This is a genomic window from Streptomyces sp. NPDC047002 (assembly GCF_040704505.1).
Taxonomy (GTDB): domain Bacteria; phylum Actinomycetota; class Actinomycetes; order Streptomycetales; family Streptomycetaceae; genus Streptomyces.
Window position 1 is genome coordinate 24,012 of sequence record NZ_JBEYWC010000046.1, and the last position, 22,120, is coordinate 46,131.

The 22,120-nt window shown below is 70.9% G+C and carries 19 protein-coding genes and 2 pseudogenes; 16 read left to right on the plus strand and 5 right to left on the minus strand.

The window, feature by feature from the left end; all coding sequences use genetic code 11:
• Positions 1 to 46: 46 nt before the first annotated feature.
• A complete protein-coding gene (locus tag AB0910_RS29435) occupies positions 47 to 259 on the plus strand; it encodes an MbtH family protein (protein ID WP_113687523.1) in 213 nt (70 codons plus the stop codon).
• 269 nt (positions 260 to 528) lie between these two features.
• Positions 529 to 951, plus strand: coding sequence for a winged helix-turn-helix domain-containing protein (locus tag AB0910_RS29440; protein ID WP_206281307.1), 423 nt, complete (start codon positions 529 to 531; stop codon positions 949 to 951).
• A gap of 139 nt (positions 952 to 1,090) precedes the next feature.
• On the opposite strand, the gene AB0910_RS29445 is transcribed toward AB0910_RS29440, so the two are convergent.
• Complete coding sequence (locus tag AB0910_RS29445; RefSeq protein WP_366747707.1) at positions 1,091 to 1,777, minus strand: tryptophan 2,3-dioxygenase family protein; 687 nt, start codon at positions 1,775 to 1,777, stop codon at positions 1,091 to 1,093.
• A 197-nt stretch (positions 1,778 to 1,974) separates the two neighbouring features.
• On the opposite strand from AB0910_RS29445, the gene AB0910_RS29450 reads away from it, so the two are divergent.
• Positions 1,975 to 3,162, plus strand: a complete 1,188-nt coding sequence (locus AB0910_RS29450; protein ID WP_366747708.1) for a cytochrome P450 — start codon at positions 1,975 to 1,977, stop codon at positions 3,160 to 3,162.
• 6 nt (positions 3,163 to 3,168) lie between these two features.
• Here AB0910_RS29450 and AB0910_RS29455 read toward each other — a convergent pair whose 3' ends face one another.
• The 3 genes from AB0910_RS29455 to AB0910_RS29465 form a co-directional block, all read right to left on the minus strand.
• On the minus strand, positions 3,169 to 4,929 hold the full coding sequence (locus AB0910_RS29455) for a non-ribosomal peptide synthetase (protein ID WP_366747709.1): 1,761 nt from the start codon (positions 4,927 to 4,929) through the stop codon (positions 3,169 to 3,171).
• Positions 4,930 to 5,017: 88 nt separating this feature from the next.
• Positions 5,018 to 6,208: an erythromycin esterase family protein gene (locus tag AB0910_RS29460; protein WP_366747722.1), complete on the minus strand. Its 1,191-nt coding sequence runs from the start codon at positions 6,206 to 6,208 to the stop codon at positions 5,018 to 5,020.
• Between the two features lie 86 nt (positions 6,209 to 6,294).
• Complete coding sequence (locus AB0910_RS29465; protein ID WP_366747710.1) at positions 6,295 to 7,074, minus strand: TioE family transcriptional regulator; 780 nt, start codon at positions 7,072 to 7,074, stop codon at positions 6,295 to 6,297.
• 157 nt (positions 7,075 to 7,231) lie between these two features.
• Here AB0910_RS29465 and AB0910_RS29470 point away from each other — a divergent pair, with 157 nt between their 5' ends.
• The 13 genes and pseudogenes from AB0910_RS29470 to AB0910_RS29530 all read left to right on the plus strand — a co-directional run bounded on the left by AB0910_RS29470 (position 7,232) and on the right by AB0910_RS29530 (position 21,236).
• Positions 7,232 to 9,610: an excinuclease ABC subunit UvrA gene (locus AB0910_RS29470; protein WP_366747723.1), complete on the plus strand. Its 2,379-nt coding sequence runs from the start codon at positions 7,232 to 7,234 to the stop codon at positions 9,608 to 9,610.
• Between the two features lie 292 nt (positions 9,611 to 9,902).
• Entirely contained in the window at positions 9,903 to 10,841 is a 939-nt protein-coding gene (locus tag AB0910_RS29475) for an NAD(P)/FAD-dependent oxidoreductase (RefSeq protein WP_366747711.1), read from the plus strand.
• A 57-nt stretch (positions 10,842 to 10,898) separates the two neighbouring features.
• On the plus strand, positions 10,899 to 11,882 hold the full coding sequence (locus AB0910_RS29480) for an ATP-binding cassette domain-containing protein (protein WP_366747712.1): 984 nt from the start codon (positions 10,899 to 10,901) through the stop codon (positions 11,880 to 11,882).
• A complete protein-coding gene (locus tag AB0910_RS29485) occupies positions 11,879 to 12,697 on the plus strand; it encodes an ABC transporter permease (RefSeq protein ID WP_366747713.1) in 819 nt (272 codons plus the stop codon). Before AB0910_RS29480 ends, AB0910_RS29485 begins: the two co-directional genes overlap by 4 nt.
• Positions 12,698 to 12,774: 77 nt before the next feature.
• Entirely contained in the window at positions 12,775 to 13,488 is a 714-nt protein-coding gene (locus tag AB0910_RS29490; RefSeq protein ID WP_366747714.1) for a class I SAM-dependent methyltransferase, read from the plus strand.
• A gap of 40 nt (positions 13,489 to 13,528) precedes the next feature.
• Positions 13,529 to 14,911 carry a DoxX family protein gene (locus tag AB0910_RS29495; RefSeq protein ID WP_366747715.1) on the plus strand — a complete coding sequence of 461 codons (1,383 nt, stop codon included), beginning with the start codon at positions 13,529 to 13,531 and terminating at the stop codon, positions 14,909 to 14,911.
• A 66-nt stretch (positions 14,912 to 14,977) separates the two neighbouring features.
• Positions 14,978 to 16,360, plus strand: coding sequence for an FAD-binding oxidoreductase (locus tag AB0910_RS29500; protein WP_366747716.1), 1,383 nt, complete (start codon positions 14,978 to 14,980; stop codon positions 16,358 to 16,360).
• A gap of 122 nt (positions 16,361 to 16,482) precedes the next feature.
• Positions 16,483 to 17,934, plus strand: a pseudogene (locus AB0910_RS29505) (amino acid adenylation domain-containing protein).
• On the plus strand, positions 17,892 to 18,296 hold the full coding sequence (locus tag AB0910_RS29510; RefSeq protein WP_366747717.1) for a phosphopantetheine-binding protein: 405 nt from the start codon (positions 17,892 to 17,894) through the stop codon (positions 18,294 to 18,296). Before AB0910_RS29505 ends, AB0910_RS29510 begins: the two are co-directional and overlap by 43 nt.
• Before the next feature lie 131 nt (positions 18,297 to 18,427).
• Entirely contained in the window at positions 18,428 to 19,108 is a 681-nt protein-coding gene (locus AB0910_RS29515) for a tryptophan 2,3-dioxygenase family protein (protein WP_366747718.1), read from the plus strand.
• Positions 19,105 to 20,088, plus strand: a complete 984-nt coding sequence (locus tag AB0910_RS29520) for an AMP-binding protein (RefSeq protein ID WP_366747719.1) — start codon at positions 19,105 to 19,107, stop codon at positions 20,086 to 20,088. Before AB0910_RS29515 ends, AB0910_RS29520 begins: the two co-directional genes overlap by 4 nt.
• Positions 20,085 to 20,816, plus strand: coding sequence for a SagB/ThcOx family dehydrogenase (locus AB0910_RS29525; RefSeq protein WP_366747720.1), 732 nt, complete (start codon positions 20,085 to 20,087; stop codon positions 20,814 to 20,816). Before AB0910_RS29520 ends, AB0910_RS29525 begins: the two co-directional genes overlap by 4 nt.
• 36 nt (positions 20,817 to 20,852) lie before the next feature.
• Positions 20,853 to 21,236, plus strand: a complete 384-nt coding sequence (locus AB0910_RS29530) for a phosphopantetheine-binding protein (RefSeq protein ID WP_366747721.1) — start codon at positions 20,853 to 20,855, stop codon at positions 21,234 to 21,236.
• Between the two features lie 15 nt (positions 21,237 to 21,251).
• On the opposite strand, the pseudogene AB0910_RS29535 reads toward AB0910_RS29530, so the two are convergent.
• Positions 21,252 to 22,081: pseudogene (locus AB0910_RS29535) on the minus strand (IS5 family transposase).
• Between the last annotated feature and the right edge of the window lie 39 nt (positions 22,082 to 22,120).

Genomic DNA, 22,120 nt, shown 5'->3' on the forward strand with positions numbered 1-22,120 from the left:
CCTGTTCGAACCCGTACGTGCTGAAACGACCTCGGGAGGACGCAAGGTGAGCACCAACCCGTTCGACGACGAGAACGGCCAGTTCCACGTGCTGGTCAACGACGAGGACCAGCACTCCCTGTGGCCTGCCTTCGCCGAGGTGCCCGCCGGATGGCGCAGCGTATTCGGCCCCGCCGGGCGAGCGGAGAGCGTCGCCTACGTGGAGGAGCACTGGACCGACATGCGACCGCGCAGTCTCCGGGAAGCGATGAACGGCTAGCGCTGCGCCGTGAGGCGCGGCTCCGGGTGCCGGCGCGGGAGAACGGGGCGCCGCTGCGGGGCGAGGCCGTGGCACCGAACCACACCACCACGGCCTGCGGTCTGTTATGCCTGCTCGGCCGACGCGAGAACGCCGCCGGCCGACGACGACAGTGATCATCTCTTTGCGTCGACGGGGAGGCGCACGCTGTGAAATGCACGACCAGCGATGTCATGTTCGTCCGATGGCCGGCACAAACGGACCTTCGGAACCGATGTAGGAGGGACGGAGTGCCTCGTCTCCTCGTGGTGGAGGCGGGTGCCCGCCCGCCGGTCTGCAACGACCCCTTCGAGGACTGGGTCCGGGCGCCCATCTCCCGGGACGATCTCGACGCCCGGGTCAGAGCCCTCCAGAACCGGCTCGACAGCCGACAGACACCGACCCTCGACTCCGCCGGAACACTCACCTTCGGTTCGCACTCCATCACCGTCTCCAGCGTCCAGACCGAACTGATGGAGCTGCTCATCGAGCACTTCGGGGAGGTGGTGTACAGACACGAACTCTCACAACGGCTCGCGGAACGCGTGCAGAGGCCGACGAGGAACTCGCTCGACCTCCACATCATGCGGCTGCGCCGCCGTCTGACACCGACCGACCTGGTGATCCGCACCGCCTGGGGCCGCGGCTACGCCCTGGACATCGAATCACGCTAGGCGGCTGCCCCGGCACGGCGGTGACACACGTGCGGGACGCACGATCACGTGAGGGCCTCCTGGGCCCGGTGTGGACCGCGCCATCCACGCCCGGGCGCAGGAGGCCCTCATCCATGAGTACTCGTCGGCGGCCGGAAGACTACGGGTGGTGCACCTTCCCGCGCAGGTGGCGAAGTTCGGGGAAGGGCCGGGTGACGCGGCGGGCGAGGAAGTCGACACCGCTCGAGCCGCCGGTCCCGTCCTGCTCCCCGATCATCTTCGACACCAGCGCCAGGTGCGCCACCTTCCAGTGCCAGTAGCCGTTGCCCAGGTCCACCAGCGCTTCGGCGAGGCGGTGCAGCACGCCGCACTCCACGCCGCGCCGGAGGACGTCGTGCACGGACTGCCCGTGGTACTCGGCCGCCACCGCGAACGCCTCGTAGAGGCTGCCCTGATGATGGCTGTTGCCGAGGAGCGCCGTCAGCCGCCGGAACTGAGCGGACTGCGCGCCGCTCGCCGTGTCCAGATAGGTCCGGAACTCGGCGAAGTAGCGCAGTGGCAGTTTCTCCAGCACCGCCAACTGCTGCTGGAGGACCCGTATCAACTCACCGGACCGCTGCAGGAACTCCAGCCCCAGCTCCAGGTCGTGCGGATCGCAGGGCGGCAGGAGAGCCTCGGCAGCGGCGTCCAGATCAGCCCCAAGCTGCTTGAGCCACAGCTCGCAGGACTGGTGGGTGATGATGAAGAACTGTTCGGCCAGGACGACCGCGCGGCCGGCTGTGTTCGGGGCCTTCGGCTTTTGGAGCGAGAGCAGGGTCTCCATGTGGAGATAGTCCCCATACGTCAAGGTACTCAGGACGCCGCCTCCTCGTCATAGGTGGTCTACCGGCCGCAGCCGGACGATCCGGCGCGTCCAACGACCCATGTTCCTGAGCTTGGCACGGGAAGGAAGTGCCTGATCAGCATTCTTTCGTCTCTCATTCACGACGAAAGACCTGCGCAAGAGCTGCCCGGCGTGGGCGCCGCCGATGTGACGATTTCGGCATGACCACCCCGACCGAGCTGGACCTGACCGACGCGACCGCCTTCGTACGACACGACGCCCACACCTTCTGGCGCGATGTGCGCAAGCACCGGCCCGTGTACTGGCACGAGGGAGATCCCGGTTTCTGGGTCGTCGCCCGCCACGCCGACGTGCTGTCCTGCTACGCCGACGTGCGCTCCCTGAGTTCCGCTCGCGGGACCGTACTGGACGTCCTGCTGAGCGGCGGTGACTCGGCGGGCGGCAAGATGCTCGCGGTCACCGACCGGCCCCGCCACCGCGAGCTGCGCAACCTGATGCTGCGCGCCTTCTCCCCGCGCGTCCTCGGCGCGGTGGAGGAGAGGGTGCGGGAACGGACGTCACGGCTCATCAGGACCGTCGCCCGGCAGGGTGAGTTCGACTTCGCGGCGGCGGTCGCCGAGCACATCCCGATGAACACGATCTGCGATCTGCTCTCCATTCCGGAGGCGGACCGCGAAAAGCTGCTGCGCTGGAACAAGCTGGCCCTCTCCTCGGACGACGCCGAGTCCGACCGGTTGGACTCCCTGGAGGCCCGCAACGAGATCATCGGCTACTTCATGGACCTCGCCCGGCACCGCCGCCGAGACCCGGGCGACGACGTGATCAGCATGATCGCCACAGCGGACGCGGGAGGCCGCCCGCTGACGCTGGAGGAGGCCGCGCTCAACTGCTACAGCCTCGTGCTCGGCGGCGACGAGTCCTCCCGCGTCTCCGCGATCTGCGCGGTCAAAACGTTCGCCGAGCACCCCGCCCAGTGGCGGGCGCTGCGCGAGGGGACGGCCGCGGTCGACACGGCGGTCGAGGAGGTGCTGCGCTGGGCCACGCCGGCCAGGCACTTCGCCCGCACCGCGACCCGCGACATGCTGATAGGCGGCCGGCAGGTGCGCGCGGGCGACATCGTGACGCTGTGGAACATCTCCGCCAACAACGACGAGGAGGTGTTCGACCAGCCGCGTCGGTTCGACCCGGCCCGCTCGCCCAACAAGCACCTGTCCTTCGGCCACGGCCCGCACTTCTGCGTCGGCGCGTTCCTCGGCCGGGCGGAGCTGCGCGCACTGCTGAGCGCGCTCACCGAGTCGGTCGCCGAGATCGAGGTGTGCGGCGAGCCCGCCCCGGTCTACTCCAACTTCCTGAACGGCTACGCCAGTCTGCCGGTCGCCCTCCGCTGACGGCCGTCAGCCGGGCAGCCGGCTCTCGACGGCCGCGGCCAGCTCGCCGATCGTCGCCGCCTCCAGCACGGTCCGGATCGACGGCGCGAACCCGAACCGCTCCCGGAGCCGGGTGACCAGCCTGGTCGCCTGCACGGAGTGCCCGCCGAGCTGGAAGAAGTTGTCGGCGACCGTCGCCTCCGCGATCCCGAGGACGTCCCGCACGATCGCGCAGACCACGGCCGCCCGGTCGTCCGCCTCGACGGCCTCCGGCGCCCGCCCGCCGTCCGGGAGTCCCGGTACGCCCGCGTCCGGCTGCGGCAGGGCCCCCCGGTCGATCTTGCCGTTGGCCAGCGTCGGGAACCGCTCCAGCAGCGTGACCCGTGCGGGCACCATGTGGGCGGGCAGCGACTCGGCGACATGGGCGCGCAGATCGGCCGGCTCCACCGGCCCCATGGTGGTGACGTAGCCGACGACATGCGCGTCGGCCAGCTCGCCCCGGACCACGGCGACGGCGACGTCCACCGCCGGATGGGCGGCGAGCCGGGCCTCGATCTCACCGAGTTCGACCCGGAAACCGCGCAGCTTCACCTGGCCGTCGGCGCGGCCCGCGAAGAACAGCTCGCCGTCCGGCCCCCTGCGGCCCCGGTCGCCCGTGCGGTACATCCGGGTACCGGGCGGCCCGAACGGGTCGGCCACGAACTTCACCGCGGTCGCCGGGTACCGGTCGAGGTAGCCGCGCGCCAGCCCGGTGCCCGCGATGTACAGCTCGCCCTCCGTGCCGGGCGGCACCGGGCGCAGCCGCTCGTCGAGCACGTGCACCTCCTTGCTGGACCACGGCGTGCCGATCCCGATGTCACCGGCGTCGCGCACCGGTCCGGCGATCGTCGCCCCGACGGTCACCTCCGTCGGGCCGTAGCCGTTGAACATCCGCCGTGCCCGGGACCACTTGCGCACCAGGGTCGGCGTACAGCTGTCCCCCGTGGACATGATCATCCCGCCGGGCAGTACGTCCTCGGCGTCGGTCTCGCTGAGCGCCACGGGGGGCAGTGTGGCGTGGGTGATGTCGTACTTGAGCAAGGTGTTCCACAGCGGATCGCCCGGCAGCAGGTCCTCGGCGGGCACCGTCACGAGGGCCGCCCCGGACAGCAGCGCCAGGCACACGTCCCAGAAGGCGGCGTCGAAACTGATGGAGGCCCACTGGAGCACGCGGTCGCCCGGCCCCGCCCGCAGGAAGGCTGCCTGGGTGGCGGCCATGTCGCGGACCCCGCTGTGCGGCACCGCGACACCCTTGGGCGTTCCGGTCGACCCCGAGGTGTAGATGACGTACATCAGGTGATCGGGGCGCAGGACGGAGCGGCGCTCGTCCTGGGAGACGTCGTGCCCCGGCCCGGCCGCGCACGCGGCACGGAACGCCGGGTCGTCGAGGACGAGTTCCTCCGGGCCCGCGTCGAGCGGCGCCACCGAGGAGGACCGCAGCAGCAGCACCGGCCGCGCGTCGGACACCATGAACGCCAGGCGTTCCGCCGGATACTCCGGGTCGAGCGGGAGGTAGGCGCCGCCGGCCTTGAGCACCGCCATGATCGCCACGATCAGTTCCCGCGACTTGGGCATCGCGACCGCGACGAGCGAGTCGGGGCCGACACCGTGGGCGATGAGCCTGCGGGCGAGCCGGTTGATCCGGGTGTTCAGCTCCGCGTACCCGAGGGTGCCCTCCGCGTCGATGAGCGCGGGCTCCGTGCCCCGTCGGGCGACGATTGACTCGAACAGTTCAGGAACCGTGTTCAAGTGCGGTCAGCTCCTTCGGGAGGCTCCCTGATCGACGGCGAATCTAATCCCCGGCGCCCGGGGAGCCCGCGAATCCTTCCCGTCTCTGTCAGAGCGCGCTCCCGGCACCGGCCAGGGCGCGCAGGAGGTCCCCCGACCCGGTGACGGCGGCGCCGTCACGGACGTGCAGGACCGCGTCGGTGGTGTCCCAGAGGCCCTGGTCGAGCGGGAAGTAGCCCTGCTGCGGGGTGGTGTCCGTCCGGGTCCGGGCGGCGGTGACCGTGCCGGTGGAGGCCAGGGCCCAATCGGTCACGCGGTCCTGCAGAACGCTCTCGTAGGTGCCCGGCTCGGGGTCGCCCAGCCCGATGGCCTCGCTGCGGCCCAGGCTGCCGGCGACGAAGACGTACTGCTCGCCCAGCAGCGGTGCCACGATGGTGCCTGCCCCGGGCCAGTCGACCCGCAGGTCTCCCATGCTCCAGCTGCTCGGGGTCCGCTGGAGGTGCACGTTGTGGGCGAAGACCAGCGTCGCGCCCCGGCGGCCCTCGATGCTGCGGATGTCGAGCAGGTTCTGCGCCATGAGCGCGTCCCGGGTGGAGAACAGCCGGGACAGCCGGGCGTTGTTCTCCATGCGCTGGGCCGCCTGCCGGTGGTAGCGCAGCAGACCGAGGCCGGCGGTGAGGTGGATCCTGGCCCGGAGCCACTCCGCGCGCGAGGTCTGCGCGATCCGGTCGGCGGCGTTGGCGTGGAGCAGGGTGAGCATGTCGTCGGCGAGGGACCGCAGCCGCTCGGCCTCGGGCGTGGCGCCGACCGACATGGCCGGGTCCATCACCGCCTCCGTACGGCTCCACCGCTCGTCCGGGCCGGACAGCGCGGTCAGGTCGAGGTCGAGCCCCAGGTAGTCACGGGCCTGCTCCAGACAGCGCCGCGGGCTGGGGGCGCTGGTGGTCTCCGTCGGGAGGTCGAAGCCGTGGAAGGTCAGCTGCTCCTCCGGCGGCAGGCCCGCGTTGTGGTCGCGCATCCAGGCGACGAGGCACCGGTTGGTCTCCAGGTCGCCGAAGCCGTGGGAGAAACCCTCCCGCACCACCTCGTCGAGATCGCCGTCGCCGCCCTTGAGGAAGTCGTCGACGCGCAGCGCGGCCACGCGGTCGGTCTCCAGGGCGATCGAGCGGAAACCGAGGCGGGCCAGCCGGACGAACAGCTCGTTGCGTACCCACCCGAAGGCGGGTTCCCGGTGGGTGGGCTCGCCGAGCGCCAGTACGGCGCACGAGGCCACGGGAAGGCCGTGGAAGTCCTTTCTCATGTCTGTCAATCGAATCATTGAAAGACTCGTTGAGGCTTACGGCGGTGCCGTCGGCGCCGCGACTGGATCCGCCGGATCGGGAGGTCTCAAACCGTCGATGGGGATTCCGGCGCGGGAGCGGGTTCCCCGGCGGCCGGCGGTCCGGCCGGGGCGATGTCCAGGAGGGTCACGTACCCACCGAGACGGGCCGCCGCGTCGAGCATGGCCACGCCACGGGCCGTGAGCCGTCGCCGCCAGTCCTCGAGGGCGGCGGACAGCGCCTCGGTGCCGCCGGCCGTGCGGATCTGCCGGACCACCGTGCGGATGTGTTCCAGCGGGTAGCCCCCGCGCCGCAGCAGATGGGTCAGTTCGGCGTCGCGTACGTCCGTGGCGCCGAACGAACGGTGGCCGGTGACCGGCTCCCGGGCGGGGGCGAGGACGCCCACCGCCTCCCAGTTCCGCAGGGTCGCCGCGGTCACCCCCAGGCGGCGCGCGAGTTCGCCGATGCTGAGCGGCTCGCCGCTGGCGGAGGAGGTGTGCTCGGTGAGGGCGGGCCCACGCGTGAGGTGCTCCACGGCCCGCCCCACCGCGTCCAGCGTGCTCCGGTCGCGCAGCAGCTGGACGTGGCCGCGGTCGACGGCGGTCAGCGCGGCGTCGAGGTCGCCGGTGTTGAGCGACCGCATGATCTCGCCGCCCGTGGCGTATCCGTATGCCCGCACGAGCGCCAGATAGGCGCGCAGGGCCGCCGCGTGGACCTCGGTGTAGGTGCGGTAGCCGGACGCGGTCCGCCGGGCGAGCGGGATGAACCCGTCCCGCTCGTAATTGCGGACCGCCTGGGTGGAAATGCCGTGCTCACGGGCGAGGTCGTATGGACGCAGGTACTTCACGGTTTGAGACTCTATCCAGAAAAATCCGCGTTGCCTCACCAAAACTCTCAACCGACTTTGCAGGTATACGCTTGAGCCCATGAACCGGGACGTTCAGGAACTCGTCACCACGTCGCATGACGAAGGCGTGCCGCGTCCGACAAAGGGGAGGGACACCATGACGGTCGGCACGGAGACGGGCACCCAGCCCGCTGCGCTGTGTGCCGCCGACAGCCATGACATGATCCGTGTGCACGGGGCACGTGAGAACAACCTCAAGAACGTGCACGTGGAGATCCCCAAACGACGCCTGACCGTGTTCACCGGAGTCTCCGGCTCGGGCAAGAGCTCCCTGGTGTTCGACACGATCGCCGCGGAGTCGCAACGGCTGATCAACGAGACGTACAGCGCCTTCATCCAGGGCTTCATGCCCACCCTGGCGCGGCCCGAGGTCGACCTGCTCGACGGGTTGACCACCGCGATCCTGGTCGACCAGCAGCCGATGGGCACCAGCCTGCGCTCCACGGTCGGCACCGCCACCGACGCGGGCACCCTGCTGCGCATCCTCTTCAGCCGGCTGGCCAAGCCGTACATCGGCTCGCAGAAGGCGTTCGCCTTCAACGTCGCCTCGGCCGACGCGTCGGGTGTCCTCGTGGTGAACGGCAAGAAGATCGAGAAGGGCTTCAGCGTCGTCGGCGGCATGTGCCTGCGGTGCGAGGGCATGGGCACCGTCTCGGACATTGATCCCGCCCAGCTGTTCGACGACTCCAAGTCGCTCGCGGACGGCGCGATCACAGTCCCCGGCTGGAAACCCGACGGCTGGGTGGTGCAGTCGTTCACCGAGTCGGGCTTCCTCGACCCGCACAAGCCGATCCGCGACTACACCGAACAGGAACGGCACGACCTCCTGCACCGGGACCCGGTCAAGGTCAAGGTGAAGGGCGTCAACACCACCTACGAGGGACTCCTCGAGCGGGTGCGCAAGTCGTTCCTGTCCAAGGACAAGGAGACGCTCCAGCCGCACATCCGTGCCTTCGTGGAACGGGCGGTGGCGTTCTCCGCCTGCCCCGAGTGCCACGGCACCCGGCTCAGCGAGACCGCCCGGTCCGCGAAGATCGACGGCATCAGCATCGCCGACGCCTGCGCCATGCAGATCAGCGACCTCGCGGCCTGGGTCCGCGGTCTGACCGATCCGTCGGTCAGGACGCTGTGCACGGTGCTCGGCCAGACCCTCGACTCGTTCGTCCAGATCGGCTTGGGCTACCTCTCGCTCGACCGGTCCTCGAGCACGCTCTCGGGCGGTGAGGCCCAGCGCGTCAAGATGGTCCGCCATCTGGGCTCTGCGCTCACCGACGTCACCTACGTCTTCGACGAGCCCACCGTCGGCCTGCACCCGCACGACATCCAGCGGATGAACGACCTGCTGCTGCGCCTGCGGGACAAGGGCAACACCGTGCTGGTCGTGGAGCACAAGCCGGAGACGATCGTGATCGCCGACCACGTCGTCGACCTGGGCCCCCTCGCCGGCACCAAGGGCGGCGAGGTGGTCTTCGAGGGCACGGTCGAGGGCCTGCGGGCCGCCGGCACCGTCACCGGACGGCACTTGGACGACCGGGCCTCCCTGAAGCCGACCGTGCGCGAGCGGTCCGGTGTGCTGGAGGTGCGCGGCGCCGACGCCCACAACCTGCGTGACATCGACGTGGACATCCCGCTCGGCGTGCTCACCGTGGTCACCGGAGTCGCGGGCTCCGGCAAGAGCTCCCTGATCCACGGCTCGGTGGCGGGCCGCGACGGCGTCGTCACGGTGGACCAGTCGCCCATCAAGGGCTCCCGGCGCAGCAACCCGGCCACCTACACGGGCATGCTCGAACCGATCCGCAAGACGTTCGCCAAAGCCAACGGGGTCAAGCCCGCCCTGTTCAGCCCCAACTCCGAGGGCGCCTGCCCCACCTGCAAGGGCGCCGGGGTCATCTACACCGACCTGGCGATCATGGCCGGCACCGCCACCACCTGCGAGGACTGCGAGGGCAAGCGGTTCCAGTCCTCGGTGCTCCAGTACCGGCTCGGCGGCCGGGACATCAGCGAGGTGTTCGCGATGCCGGTGGCCGAGGCCGCCGAGTTCTTCCGCAGCGGTGAGGCATGGACACCGGCCGCGTGCACCGTCCTCGACCGGCTCGCCGAGGTCGGCCTGGGCTACCTCAGCCTCGGCCAGCCGCTCACCACTCTCTCCGGCGGCGAGCGGCAGCGGCTGAAGCTCGCCGGCCACATGGGCGGAGCGGGCAGCGTCTACATCCTCGACGAGCCGACCAGCGGCCTGCACCTGGCCGACGTCGAGCAACTGCTCGCCCTGCTCGACCGGTTGGTGGACGCCGGCAAGACGGTCATCGTCGTGGAGCACCACCAGGCGGTCATGGCGCACGCCGACTGGATCATCGACCTCGGTCCCGGCGCCGGACACGACGGCGGCCGGATCGTCTTCGAGGGCACGCCCGCCGATCTTGTCGCCGCCCGTTCCACCCTCACCGGCGAGCACCTCGCCCAGTACGTCGGCGCCTGACCCGACGCGGCCCTGCGCCTGCCCCCGCCTGGTGACTCGGGGCGGGGGCGTCGACCGCGGCCGGCTCGTGCCCGGGCGGAAAGCCGGCATCGCCCGTGCCGCGCAGGCGCACGACTGTCTGGCTCACCTCTTTCGCCCGCACCTTCCCACCACCGCGGCGGCGACGACAATGCGGGCCGACGGCTTCCGCCCGCCGACATCCGATTCCGGCGTTCCCACACCGAGCACCTGCCGGACCGCTCCCACGGTGGACGGACCCCGTCCATGCCACCCGACGGAAGGGATCAGACCGATGTCCTCGCACGCCGACCACACCACCGTGATCGTGGGAGCCGGCCCCGCCGGGCTCACCGCGGCACTCGGCCTGGCCAGATACCGACACCCGGTGATCGTCGTGGACAGCCCCCGGGCACCGCGCAACAGCGCGTCGGCAGGCGTACACGGCCACATCGGAATGGACGGCGTCACTCCCGCCGAGTTCCGGGAACGCGCCTGGCGGGAACTCTCCCGCTACACGACCGTGGAGCGGCTGGAGGGCGACGCCGACAGCGTGTCCTCCGCTCCCGGCGGAGGCTTCCGGGTCGCCCTCGGCGGCGGTGAGACCGTCGAGGCCCGAACCGTCCTGCTCGCGACCGGTGTCGTCGACGTCCATCCGGCCGACGTGGACGGCTTCGCGGAGTGCTGGGGCCGCAGCGTGATTCACTGCCCGTTCTGCCTCGGTGAGGAGAACGCCGGCCGGCGCTGGGCGACGGTCGCCGACAACGCGGAACTCGCGGGACTGTCGGCCGTTGCCTTCCGCGCCTGGAGCGAGGACACGATCGCGATCTGCCAGGAGTCGATGCCCGGCCTGGAGACCGCTCGCGCGACCGCGCGCAGCAGAAGAGGGGACGTCGTCACGGGAACGGTCCGCCGCCTGCACCACCGTGAAGGGTCCCTGTACGGCATCGAGTTGGCCGACGGCAGGGTCCTGGAGCGGCAGACCCTGGTGTGGACGCCGCGACAGCGGCAGCAGCCCGTCGTGCAGCGGGCGGCGGAAGAACTGAAGCTGACGGTCGACGACGCCGGCTTCGTCGGCGTCGACGCCTCCCAGTGCACCAGCGTGCCGGGCCTGTACGCGGCCGGGGACCTGACCAGTCGCTGGAAACAGTCGGTCACCGCGTCGACCGCGGCGGGCGCGGCGGCCGCCGACGCCATCCACATGTCGGCCTTGCTCGGTGCCGTGCACCACTGAACCAGGTCGCCGACCCCCAGCCCAGGGCGCGTCGGACCAGGAAAGGAATCACGGCAGATGCCAGCAGCGATCAGAACGGTCGGACTGTGCAAGCGTTTCGGCTCGCTCACCGCACTCGACCGTCTCGAACTCACGGTACCCAAGGGCACGGTGCACGGCCTGCTCGGCCCCAACGGCGCCGGCAAGACCACCACCGTCCGGATCCTGGCCACCCTCATCGCGCCGGACGAGGGAGTGGCCGAGGTGTTTGGCGTGGACGTGCGCCGCGACCCCCGGCGGGTCCGGTCGATGATCGGGCTCACCGGCCAGTACGCCGCCGTCGACGAACTGCTCACCGGGCGCGAGAACCTGCACATGATCGGCAGGCTGTTCCGGCTGTCGAAGTACGACTGCCGGGCACGCGCGAGCGAACTGCTGGAACGCTTCGGCCTGGAGGACGCGGCCGACCGGCAGCCCAAGACGTACTCGGGCGGGATGCGGCGCCGGCTCGACGTCGCGGCCAGCCTCATGGCGCGGCCCGGGCTCGTCTTCCTCGACGAGCCGACCACCGGCCTCGATCCGCGCAGCCGTATGGAGGTGTGGCGGCTCGTGCGCGAACTGGTCGCGGACGGAACGACCGTAATGCTCACCACGCAGTACCTGGAGGAGGCGGACCAGCTTGCCGACTCCCTCTCCGTCATCGACCGGGGCACGGTCATCGTCAGCGGCATCCCGGACGAGCTGAAGGCACAGGCGGGCCCCGACCGGGTCGGCATCACACTCCTCGACACGGGAGCCATGGAGCGGACGGTCCGGATCCTGCGGGAGCGGCTGGGCACCGACCCGGTCGCCGACCCCGAGAAGATGCAGGTCCACGCGCCGCTGTCCGACGGCGGCACACTGCCCGACCTGCTTCACCTGCTCAAGGAGTCGGGGATCGCGATAGGTGACGTGGCGCTCCGCCGGCCCACTCTCGATGACGTCTTCCTCGCCGTGACGGGCCGATCCGCCGATCACAGCACCGACCGGCGCAACAGTGGGAAGGAAACCGGGCGGCCATGACCTCCACCACTCTGACCCGGGAGAGCGGCACGTCGTACACGCCGTCGGGCAACGCCCTCGCGTGGTGGTTCTCCGACGTGTGGCAAATGACCCTGCGCAACGTACGGCACGTACTGCGCAGCCCCGAACTGGTGATGTTCTCACTGGTCCAGCCGGTGATGTTCATCCTGCTGTTCACGTACGTCTTCGGCGGCGCCATCGACGTCGGCGGCGAACGCTACGCCCAGTTCCTGCTGCCCGGCATCCTCGTCCAGATGGCGCTCTACGGCTCCGCCGCCGGTACCACCATCGGGATCGCCGCCGAGATGCACGAGGGCCTCATGGACCGCTTCCGGTCGATGCCGATGAGCCGTACCGCCGTGCTGATCGGACGCACGCTGTCGGAGATCTTCCGCAACATCGGCGTGGCCGGGGTGACCGTGGGAGTGGGCCTGCTGGTCGGCTTCCGGTTCCGCAACGGCCTCGTGCCCGCGCTGGCCGGCCTGCTGCTGTTGCTGCTGTTCGGCTACGCGGTGTCGTGGTTCGCCGCCTACCTCGGGCTGTTGGTGCGCAGCGCGGAAGCCGCCCAGGCGGTCGGCGGGGTGTGGATCTTCCCGTTCACCCTGATCTCCTCGGCGTTCGTACCGACCGGCACGATGCCGGGCTGGCTGGAGGCGTACGCCGCCCACAGCCCCATGACGGCGGCGGTCAACGCGCTGCGCGCACTGTTCACCCGGGGCCCGGCGACCAGCTACGTCCTGCAGACCGTGGCCTGGTCGGTCGGCCTGATCGCGGTGTTCGCCCCGCTCGCGGTCCGCAAGTACGGCTCCCGCTGACCGGCGGGCGACGCCTCCGTGACAGAAGTCCGCAAGAGAGCGAGGAGACGCCGGGGCGCGACGCAATCATGGCAGCCATGACTGAAACTGCCGGCGCACCCGACGGTCCCGCGGCGATGACCGAGGTGTTCGACGCCGTCTACCGCGGGGAGAGCCCGTTCGGCGAGCGACCGCCGTGGGACATCGGGGCGCCCCAACCCGCCTACGTCGCTCTGGAGAAAGCGGGGCTCGTCCGCGGCACGGTGCTCGACGCCGGCTGCGGCACCGGCGAGGACGCCCTCCACCTGGCGGGCAAGGGCTACGCGGTGACGGGGTTGGACCTGTCCCCGACGGCGATCTCCCTCGCCCGGGACAAGGCCGCCGCCCGCGGGCTCGGCGCCGTCTTCGAAGTCGCCGACGCCCTCGACCTCAAGGGATACGAAGGGTGTTTCGACACCGTGATCGACTCCGGACTCGCCCACACCTTCGAGGGCGACACGCTGCGCGCCTACGCGGCGGCCCTGCACCGGGCCTGCCCCCCGGGGGCGGTGGTGCACATCCTCTCGATCAGCGACCGGGGTTCCGCGGAGATGCAGGTGCGGCTCGCCGAGGCCATAAAGGATATACCGGCACCGCTCCCGGACAACGACGAGCCGCCCGCCCTCAAGCGCTCCGCCGACCACCTACGCGACGGCTTCGCCGACGGCTGGACGGTCGAGTCGATCGACGAGGCTCTCCTGCGCGGCATCATTCCGACCACGTCGGAACTCCTCGACGTGCACGCCTGGCTCGGACGTTTCCGCCGTAGCTGACCGCGACCGCCGAAGACGGCGCCTGAGAAGGTGATCAATGATGAAGGTGCGAGTAGACAAGTGGCTGCGGACCGTTGTGTCTTCACCGGCCGGCCGGGCGACGAGACGCGCCTTCCCACCGGCCGGCACCTCCCCGGCCCCGCCGAACTGGGCCGGGGCCGCCCGCACCGCCTACCGGTTCGGCTGCGTCTACGCCGGCCTGTACTGCCTGACCAGCCCGCAGGTCTATCTGGCCCTGCGCGGGGGCGGAATGGGGCATCTGCAGGAAGCGGCCGACGCCTGGGCGAAACGCTGGGCGATACGCCCGGTGCGGAACTGGATGTCCGTCCGGGTCCTCGGCAGGGAGCTGGGCGACCGCTTCGACGGCGGCGACGACCCGCACACCTGGGCGGGACAGCTCTGCTGGCTCGCGGGCGCCGCTGCGGCCACCCCGGTCTGGTCCGTGCTCGACCGGCGCCGGACGGACCGTGCCGCCCTCGACAAGTGGTTCCGCCTGGCCGCCCGCTTCTGCCTCGCGGGACAGATGTTCTCCTACGGCGCGGCCAAGGCCGTCCCCCTCCAGTTCCAGCTGCCACCGTCCAAGCTCGTCGAGCCGCTCGGCGGCCTCACCCCGATGAGCCTGCTGTGGGCGCAGACGGGATCCTCGAAGCCGTACCAGATACTGCTCGGCTGCGCCGAGATCACGGGCGGGCTGCTGCTCATCGTGCCGCGTACCGCGCCGCTGGGCGCGCTGCTGTGCGCGGTGGAGATGTCGCAGGTCCTGCTGCTCAACATGACCTTCGACGTCCCCGTCAAGGTCCACTCCTTCCACCTGCTCGTGCTCGGCCTGCTTCTGCTGGCCCCGCACACGCCTCGCCTGGCCGACGCCGCGTTCACGCAGCGCCCGCTCCCCGCGGCCGCCCCCACGGATCTCTTCCGTTCCCGCCGGGCGAACCGCATCGCCACCGCCCTCCAGGCCGGGGCCGGACTCCTGCTCCTCGGCGCGCAACTGCGCAACGACTGGGCGTTCTGGAAGAACCACGGGGGCGGCCGGGAGAAGCCCGAGCTGTACGGCGTCTGGGACGTCACCGGCTTCTCCGTGGACGGCGAGCAGATCCCGCCCGTGACGACCGACGACCGGCGCTGGCGCCGGATCGTCGTGGACGCCGTGGACGCCGTGGCCATCCAGCACATGGACGACTCGCTCGACCCCTGCATGGCGTCGATCGACATGAACGCCCGTTCGGTCGCCCTGACCAAGATGGCCGATCCGAAGTGGCAGGTGACGTTCGCCTTCGAGCGCCCGGCCGACGATCTCCTGATCCTGGACGGCGAGGTCGACGGCCGCCACCACCGCCTGCACCTGCGCCGCCGCGACCTCACCACCTTCCCGCTGGTCAGCCGCGGCTTCCACTGGGTGCAGGAGAACTCGTCCCTGCGGTAGCGGACCTGTCGGCCGAGCGGCACTCGCGGGGCGGTGTCCACGCCGTCCACGGAAGGAGAACAACGGATGAGCGTGGACGTGCAGACGCTGGCCGCCGAGGTGCGAGGACCCGTCCTCCTGCCCGGCAGCCGGGAGTACGACGAGGAACGCTCCGGTTTCCAGACCGGCCTCCGGCACCGCCCTGCCGCCGTAGTCGGCGCCACCCGCCCCGAGGACGTGCGCGCCGCGGTCCGCTTCGCCGCCGAGCGGAGGCTGCCCGTCGCCGTGCAGTCCACCGGACACGGCATCGTCACCGCCCTGGACGGCGAGGGCGTCCTCATCAGCACTCGCCGGATGAAGGCCGTCGCGGTGGACGCGGCGGCCGGAACCGTCACGGCCCAGGCCGGCGTGGTATGGGGAGAGGTCATCGAGCGGGCCGCCCCGCACGGTCTGGCTCCCGTCAACGGCTCGGCCCCACACGTCGGCGTCGTCGGCTACCTCCTCGGCGGCGGCATCGGCCTGCTCGGCCGCCTGACCGGGTACGCCAGCGACCACGTCCGCGCCGTCGACATCGTCACCGCGGACGGCGCGCTGCGTCACGTCACGGCCGGCTCCGACCCCGACCTGTTCTGGGCGCTGCGCGGTGGCGGCGGCAACTTCGGCGCCGTCACCGCCGTCGAGACCGCCCTCGTGCCAGTGACACGGCTCTACGGCGGCGCCCTCCACTTCGCCGCGGACCGCCCCCTCGACCTGCTGGACGCCTACCGGGCGTGGACCCTGACGCTGCCCGAGGAACTCACCTCCTCGATCTGCCTCATGACCTGTCCGCCGTGGCCGTCCGTCCCCGAGCCGCTGCACGGACGCTACGCCGCACACGTTCGGATCGCCTTCACGGGCTCCGCCGAGGAGGGCGAACGGCTCGTGGCCCCCCTGCGGGCGCTCGGCCCCCGGCTGTCCGACACCGTCCGGGAGATGCCGTACACGCAGGCGGGCACCATCTACCAGGACCCGCGCGTCCCGCACGCCTACTTCGGCGGGAACGTCCTGCTGCGCGAACTCGACCCCGCGGCGCTGCGGACCGTCGTGGACGTGGCCGGGCCCGATGCGGCCGTGCCCTGCATCCTGGAGATCCGCCACCTCGGCGGGGCCTTCGCCCGCCGGCCCCCCGACGCGGGCGCGGTCGGCGGCCGGGAGGCCGCCTACCTGCTGCGGGTGATGACCGGAGGCACCGCCGCGCCGTCCACGGTCGCCCGGCCGGTACATCAGCGCGTCTACGACGCCCTGAAGCCCTGGACCGTCGGCCGCAGCCTCAACTCCCTCTACAACGACGGCGCCCCGGTCTCCCAGGAACAGGTGCGGGAACTCTTCGCGGCCGAGGACTACGGGCGGCTGCGACGCGTCAAGACGCTGCACGACCCGCACAACCTGTTCCGGTTCACCCACAACATCACCCCACTGCACGGCGAGTGACGCGGTGTCCCCGCGACGGCGGGTCGACCTCGTCACGACGGACTCCGCGTGGCGCCGGGCGTTCCGGGAGCACGCCCCGCAGCGAGGACCGGGCCGCCCGGCGCACGAGGAAGGGACCCTGCATGTCCGGCACAGCGGTAACCGTCGTCGAGGTCTTCGAACGGCAGGCGGCGAGGCGTCCGGAGGCGATCGCGGTGTGCGACGCCGGTGGTCGGCTCACCTACGCGGAACTGGACCGCCGGACGAACCGGCTGGCTCACGAACTGCGCGCCCGAGGGGTGGGCACCGAGGTCCCGGTGGCACTGCTTGTGCGCCGCTCCGCCGATCTCGTCGTCACCCTGCTGGCCGTCCTCAAGGCGGGGGGCGTCTACCTGGCGCTCGGCCACCACCTGCCGGCGGATCGCCGGACGGCGGTCCTGCTCGACGCCCGTCCGGCGCTGGTCGTCACCGACGACGAGCCGCCGTCCGCCACGGACGGGGAGCCGCCGTGGTACCCGCTGCCGGAGCTGCGGGCCTGCGCTGCGCGACGGCCGGCGACGCGCCCCGCGGCCCGTACGTCGCCGGAGAGCACGGCCTACATCGCCTACACCTCCGGGTCGGCCGGAACACCGAAGGGCGTCATGGTGCCGCACCGGGCGATCGTGCGGCTGGTCGTCGGAGCGGGTCATCTGCCGATCAGGTCCGACGACGTCTTCCTGCAACTGGCCCCCGTCGCCTTCGACGCCTCGACCCTGGAGATCTGAGGGCCCCTCCTCAACGGCGGACGGCTGGTGGTGGCGCCGGCGCACCAGCTTCCCCTGGGGGGCCTCGCCGACCTGGTCAGCGCCGAGGGCGTCACGATCCTGTGGCTGACCGCTGGGTTGTTCCACCACCTGGTCGCCTCGGGTCTCACGCCCCGGCTGCGCGGCCTCAGGTTCCTGCTCGCGGGCGGCGACGTGCTGTCGGTGGAGTCGGTCAACGCCGCCATGGCGGATCTCCCGGGCACGGCGCTGATCAACGGCTACGGCCCCACCGAGAACACCACGTTCACCTGCTGCGCGGCCCTCGTCGAGCCGGTCACGGCGCCGCGGGTGCCGATCGGACCGGCGATCGACGGCACCGAGGTCCACGTGCTCGACGACGCCGTCGGGATGGCGGCGGACGGGCAGGAGGGCCACATCTGCGCCGCCGGCGCCGGTCTAACGCACGGCTACCTCAACGATCCGGCGCTGACCGCCCAGCGGTTCGTGGCGAACCCGTTCTCGGCGGTTCCGGGGGGCCGCATGTACCGCACCGGAGATCTCGGATCCCGCGGTGCGGACGGGGTGCTCGACTTCCATGGACGGGAGGACCGGCAGATCAAGGTCCGCGGCTTCCGAATCGAACCGGGCGACGTGGAACACACCCTGCGGGCGCACCCGGACGTGACGGACGCCGTGGTGGTCGCCACGCCGTCGGGGGGCGAGCGGTCCCTCGTCGGGTTCTACGTGGCCGACGAACCGCTGGTCTCCGAGCACCTGCGCACGCACCTGGGAACCCTGTCCCCCCGTACATGGTCCCGGGGACCCTGGTGTGGCTGGAGGCCGTGCCGCTGACGGCGAACGGCAAGGTCGACCGGGACGCGTTGAGCGCGTACGAGCCGCCGGGCCGGGGGGACCTGAGTTCGGACTACCGCGGCCCCGGCACTCCCGTGGAGCAGTGGCTCGCCGAGATGTGGGGCGATCTGGCCCGGACGTCCCCCGTCGGAGTCGACGACGACTTCTTCGAGCTGGACGGTCATTCGCTGATGGCCGTCCGGATCATCGTGGAGATCAGCGCCCGCACGGGCGTCGAGATCGACCCGCAGGAGCTCTACGCCGGTCCGACGATCGCCGAGCTGGCGGGTCTGATCACTGCCGGTGCCCCAGGACAGGCGGACACGGGGGGCGACGAGGACCGGAAACCCGCCGGTGAATGAGAAGCGAAAGATTGCCGATCGGTCTCCGCGCCGGCGTGCGATGCTCCGGCCAGGGCTTCGTGGCCTCGTCCACCTCACCGGCCCCTCGGTCCGGCGTTGCCGGCCCACACTCGACGGGAGTTGATGTCGCGATGACGCCGGAGCGTACGGCCCCACGCTCCTACGCCCCGCTGACCGAGGAGGAACGACGGCGACGGGCGGAGAGCACCGGCGGCGAGCCGATGCTCGACTCCGCTGCCGCGAACGACTCCGAGAGCACGGCTTACATCGGGTACCACCACGTGGACGTCCTGCTCGATCTCCAGCACCCGCGCACCGGCGAACCCGCCGAACTGCCGTTCTGCATCACCGGCCAGATCCAGGAACTGCTGTTCAAGCTGCTGTTCACCGAGGTCAACCGGATATGGGACCTGCTGCTGGCGGACGACCTCGACGAGGCCCTTCGTCACCTGCGGCGGGTCGAGGGCGTCCAGCGGGTGCTCACGACGACGTGGGAGTCGCTGAGCACCATCACGCCGACGGAGTTCGCGGCCTTCCGCGACCAACTGGGGCTCGGCCTCGGGTGTCCAGTCCTACATGTACCGGCAACTCGAATTCGCGCTCGGCAACAAGGCGCACCGGATGGCGGAACCGTACCGGCCGGTGGGCTGGGTGTACGAGCAGGTCATGGCCGTGCTGCGGGCACCGAGTCTGTACGACGCGGCGCTCTGCGTCCTCCGGCGCCGCGGCCTGGGCGTCCCGGACCACTGCGTGGAGCGGGACTTCGCCGAGCCGTACCAGCCGAACGCCGCGGTCGAACAGGCCTTACGTGATCTTCACCTCCGGTTCCACCGGCGCGCCCAAGGGTGTGGCGGTCCCGCATCAGGCGGCGCCGAACACCTGCACGGACGTCTGCTACCGGTTCGGCATCGGGGCCGACGACGCGGTGCTGGGCCTGTCGTCGCTGAGTTTCGACCTGAGCGTGTTCGATGTGTTCGGAGTGCTGGGGGCGGGCGGCCGGCTGGTGCTGCCGCGTCCGGGTGCGCAGCGGGATCCGGAACACTGGCTGGAGCTGGCGGCCGAGCACGGGGTGACGGTGTGGAACAGCGTGCCCGCGGTCGCGGAAATGGTCGTCTCCCATCTGGGAGCCGACGGGCGGCAGGGCGCCGCGCTGCCCGGTGTCCGGGTGGCGTTGTGGTCCGGTGACTGGATCCCCGTCGGTCTGCCCGACCGCTGGCGCGCGTGGTCGCCCGGGTGCCGGCTTATCTCGCTGGGCGGGGCCACCGGGGCCGCCATCTGGTCCATTGCCCATGAAATCGGCGAGGTCGACCCCGAATGGGACTCCATCCCATACGGCCGGCTGCTGACCAATCAGCGCTTCCACGTCCTCGACGACCGGTTGGAGCACTGCCCGGTCTGGGTGGCCGGCGAGCTGTACATCGGCGGCCTGGGGCTGGCCGAGGGGTACTGGCGCGACCACGTACGCACGGCGGAGCGGTTCATCACCCACCCCGTGTCCGGGGAGCGGCTTTATCGCACCGGGGATCTGGGGCGGTGGCGGCCGGACGGCACGATCGAGTTCCTGGGACGGACAGTCAGGTCAAGATCGGTGGTTTCCGGATCGAGCTCGGCGAGATCGACGCCACGCTCGCCCAGCACCCGGCGGTCGCCAGGGCGGTCACCACTGCCGCCGGGCCCCGCCACCACCGCTACCTCACCACGTTCGTCGTGCCGGACCGTGCGCAACGGCCGGCCCCGGCCCAGGAAGCCATCGGTGACGGTGCAGAGCACCAGAGCCTGCTCGGCGACGTGATCACCGATGCCGCCCACCGTGCGGCCGTCACCGTGGCCCAGCCTGGCCGGCGTACCGACCTGACCTCTCCGGCGGTCGGACTGCCCGACTTCCCTGACCCGGAGCGGGCCGATCGTCGGTGGAACCGGCGGCGCAGCCACCGGCGGTTCGCGGCGACCGAGGTTCCGCTGGCCGAACTCGCCCGTCTGCTCAACTGCCTGCGGGCCGTGGGCGCCGAACACCGCCCGGTGCCGAAGTACCGGTACGGTTCGGCCGGGTCGCTGTACCCGGTGCGGACCTACGTCTACGTCCACCCCGGGCGAGTGGGCGGACTGCCCGGCGGCACCTACTACTACGACCCACTGGCACAGCAGTTGCGCATCGTGCGCAGTGGTGCCGAGTTGCCGGCGTCCATACATCTCTCGATGAACCAGGACGCCTTCTCCTCGGCCGCGTTCCTCCTGCTCCTCGTCGGCCCGATGGCCGAGGTCGAGCAGATGTACGGGCGGCGCGCCCACCACTTCTGCCTCATCGAGGCGGGCGCGATGAGTCAACTGCTGGCCGAGTCGGCCACCGAGGGACCGCTCGGGTTGTGCCAGATCGGCCTGCTGCGGGACGAGAAACCGTTGCGTAGCCTCTTCGCCCTCGGCGAGGACGAGGTGCTGCTGCACAGCCTGCTCGGCGGAGTGGGGCTTGCGGAAGCGGACGAGGCCACGGACGCCAGCGTCGCGTCGCCTTGGGCGGCGTAGCCGGCCGAACTGGTCGGCCGGCTACGCAAGCTCGCGATGAACGCGCTGCCCGCGCACATGGTGCCGAGCAGGATCCGGTTGATCGACGAGCTACCGCTGACCGGCCAGGGCAAAGTCGACCGTCGCCGACTGGAGGAACTGGCCGGTGAACCCGGGACCGCCGCCGAGGCGGTCGAGCCTGGATCTCATACGGAGGCGCGGGTCGCGGCGATCGTCGCCAAGATGCTCGGGTGTGACCACGTCAGCGTCACGGAGAATCTCTTCGGTCTTGGGGCTGACTCCGTGCAGCTCATCGCCATCCGGCAGCAGCTGCCCCAGGAGTTCGGCAGCGAGCTGCCCCTGGCGCGGATGTTCGAGAACGCCTCGGTCCGTACGGTGGCTGCCGCTCTTGCGGCCACGCCTCGTGTCCCGCCGCGCTAGGCCGTGTCCGCAAAGTCATGGGAGCCAGAGTTGTAGGCAGGCGATGGTGACCATGGCTTGGTAGTGGACGGCTCGTTTGTCGTAGCGGGTGGCGAGGGCTCTGTTTTGTTTGAGTCGGCCGAAGCAGCGTTCGACGACGTTGCGGCGTCGGTAGGAGACGGGGTCGAGGCGGCAGAGCCTTTCGCCGCGTCGCAGTCGGCCGTTGATCTGGTCGATGCGTTCGGGAATCGTGCAGGCGATTCCGCGTTTACGCAGGTAGGCGCGGATTTTCCGGGACGAGTATCCCTTGTCGGCGGCGACCCGTTCGGGTCGCGTGCGGGGCCTTCCCGGCCCCTGGCGGGCCACCCGGATCCGCTCCACGACGGGTTCGAATTGGGTGCAGTCGTTGGTGTTGCCGCCGATCAGGGTGAAGGCCAGGGGCCGGCCGTGCCCGTCGCAGGCCAGGTGGATCTTGGTGGTCACCCCGCCGCGGGAGCGGCCGAGGGCTTCACCTGTCCAGGGCCCCCTTTTCGGGCTCCGGCCGCGTGCTGGTGGGCACGCACAGTGGTGGAATCGACGCAGACCAGGGTCCAGTCGACGTCGCCGACCGCGTCGGAGTGCTGCTGGACATGGGCCAGCAGCTTGTCCCATGTACCGTCCGCCGACCAGCGGCGAAAGCGTTCGTAGACCGTCTTCCACGGTCCGTAGCACTCAGGCAGATCCCGCCAGGCCGCCCCGGTCGGCAGCTTCCACAAGATCCCGTTGAGCACCTGCCGCCGATCCCGGACCGGCCGCCCCATCCGAGAACGCGGCAGCAACGACTCCACGACAGCCCACGACTCATCAGTCAACTCATAATGACGCACCACGACTTACCAACGAACAACTCACTTTGCGGACACGGC

Coding starts and splice junctions, on each gene's coding strand:
- AB0910_RS29450 (WP_366747708.1), top strand. CDS start 1,975: ATGACCACCCCGACCGAGCTGGACCTGACCGACGCGACCGCCTTCGTA.
- AB0910_RS29460 (WP_366747722.1), bottom strand. CDS start 6,208: ATGAGAAAGGACTTCCACGGCCTTCCCGTGGCCTCGTGCGCCGTACTG.
- AB0910_RS29470 (WP_366747723.1), top strand. CDS start 7,232: ATGACGGTCGGCACGGAGACGGGCACCCAGCCCGCTGCGCTGTGTGCC.
- AB0910_RS29475 (WP_366747711.1), top strand. CDS start 9,903: ATGTCCTCGCACGCCGACCACACCACCGTGATCGTGGGAGCCGGCCCC.
- AB0910_RS29480 (WP_366747712.1), top strand. CDS start 10,899: ATGCCAGCAGCGATCAGAACGGTCGGACTGTGCAAGCGTTTCGGCTCG.
- AB0910_RS29485 (WP_366747713.1), top strand. CDS start 11,879: ATGACCTCCACCACTCTGACCCGGGAGAGCGGCACGTCGTACACGCCG.
- AB0910_RS29490 (WP_366747714.1), top strand. CDS start 12,775: ATGACTGAAACTGCCGGCGCACCCGACGGTCCCGCGGCGATGACCGAG.
- AB0910_RS29495 (WP_366747715.1), top strand. CDS start 13,529: ATGAAGGTGCGAGTAGACAAGTGGCTGCGGACCGTTGTGTCTTCACCG.
- AB0910_RS29500 (WP_366747716.1), top strand. CDS start 14,978: ATGAGCGTGGACGTGCAGACGCTGGCCGCCGAGGTGCGAGGACCCGTC.
- AB0910_RS29510 (WP_366747717.1), top strand. CDS start 17,892: ATGGTCCCGGGGACCCTGGTGTGGCTGGAGGCCGTGCCGCTGACGGCG.
- AB0910_RS29515 (WP_366747718.1), top strand. CDS start 18,428: ATGACGCCGGAGCGTACGGCCCCACGCTCCTACGCCCCGCTGACCGAG.
- AB0910_RS29530 (WP_366747721.1), top strand. CDS start 20,853: ATGAACGCGCTGCCCGCGCACATGGTGCCGAGCAGGATCCGGTTGATC.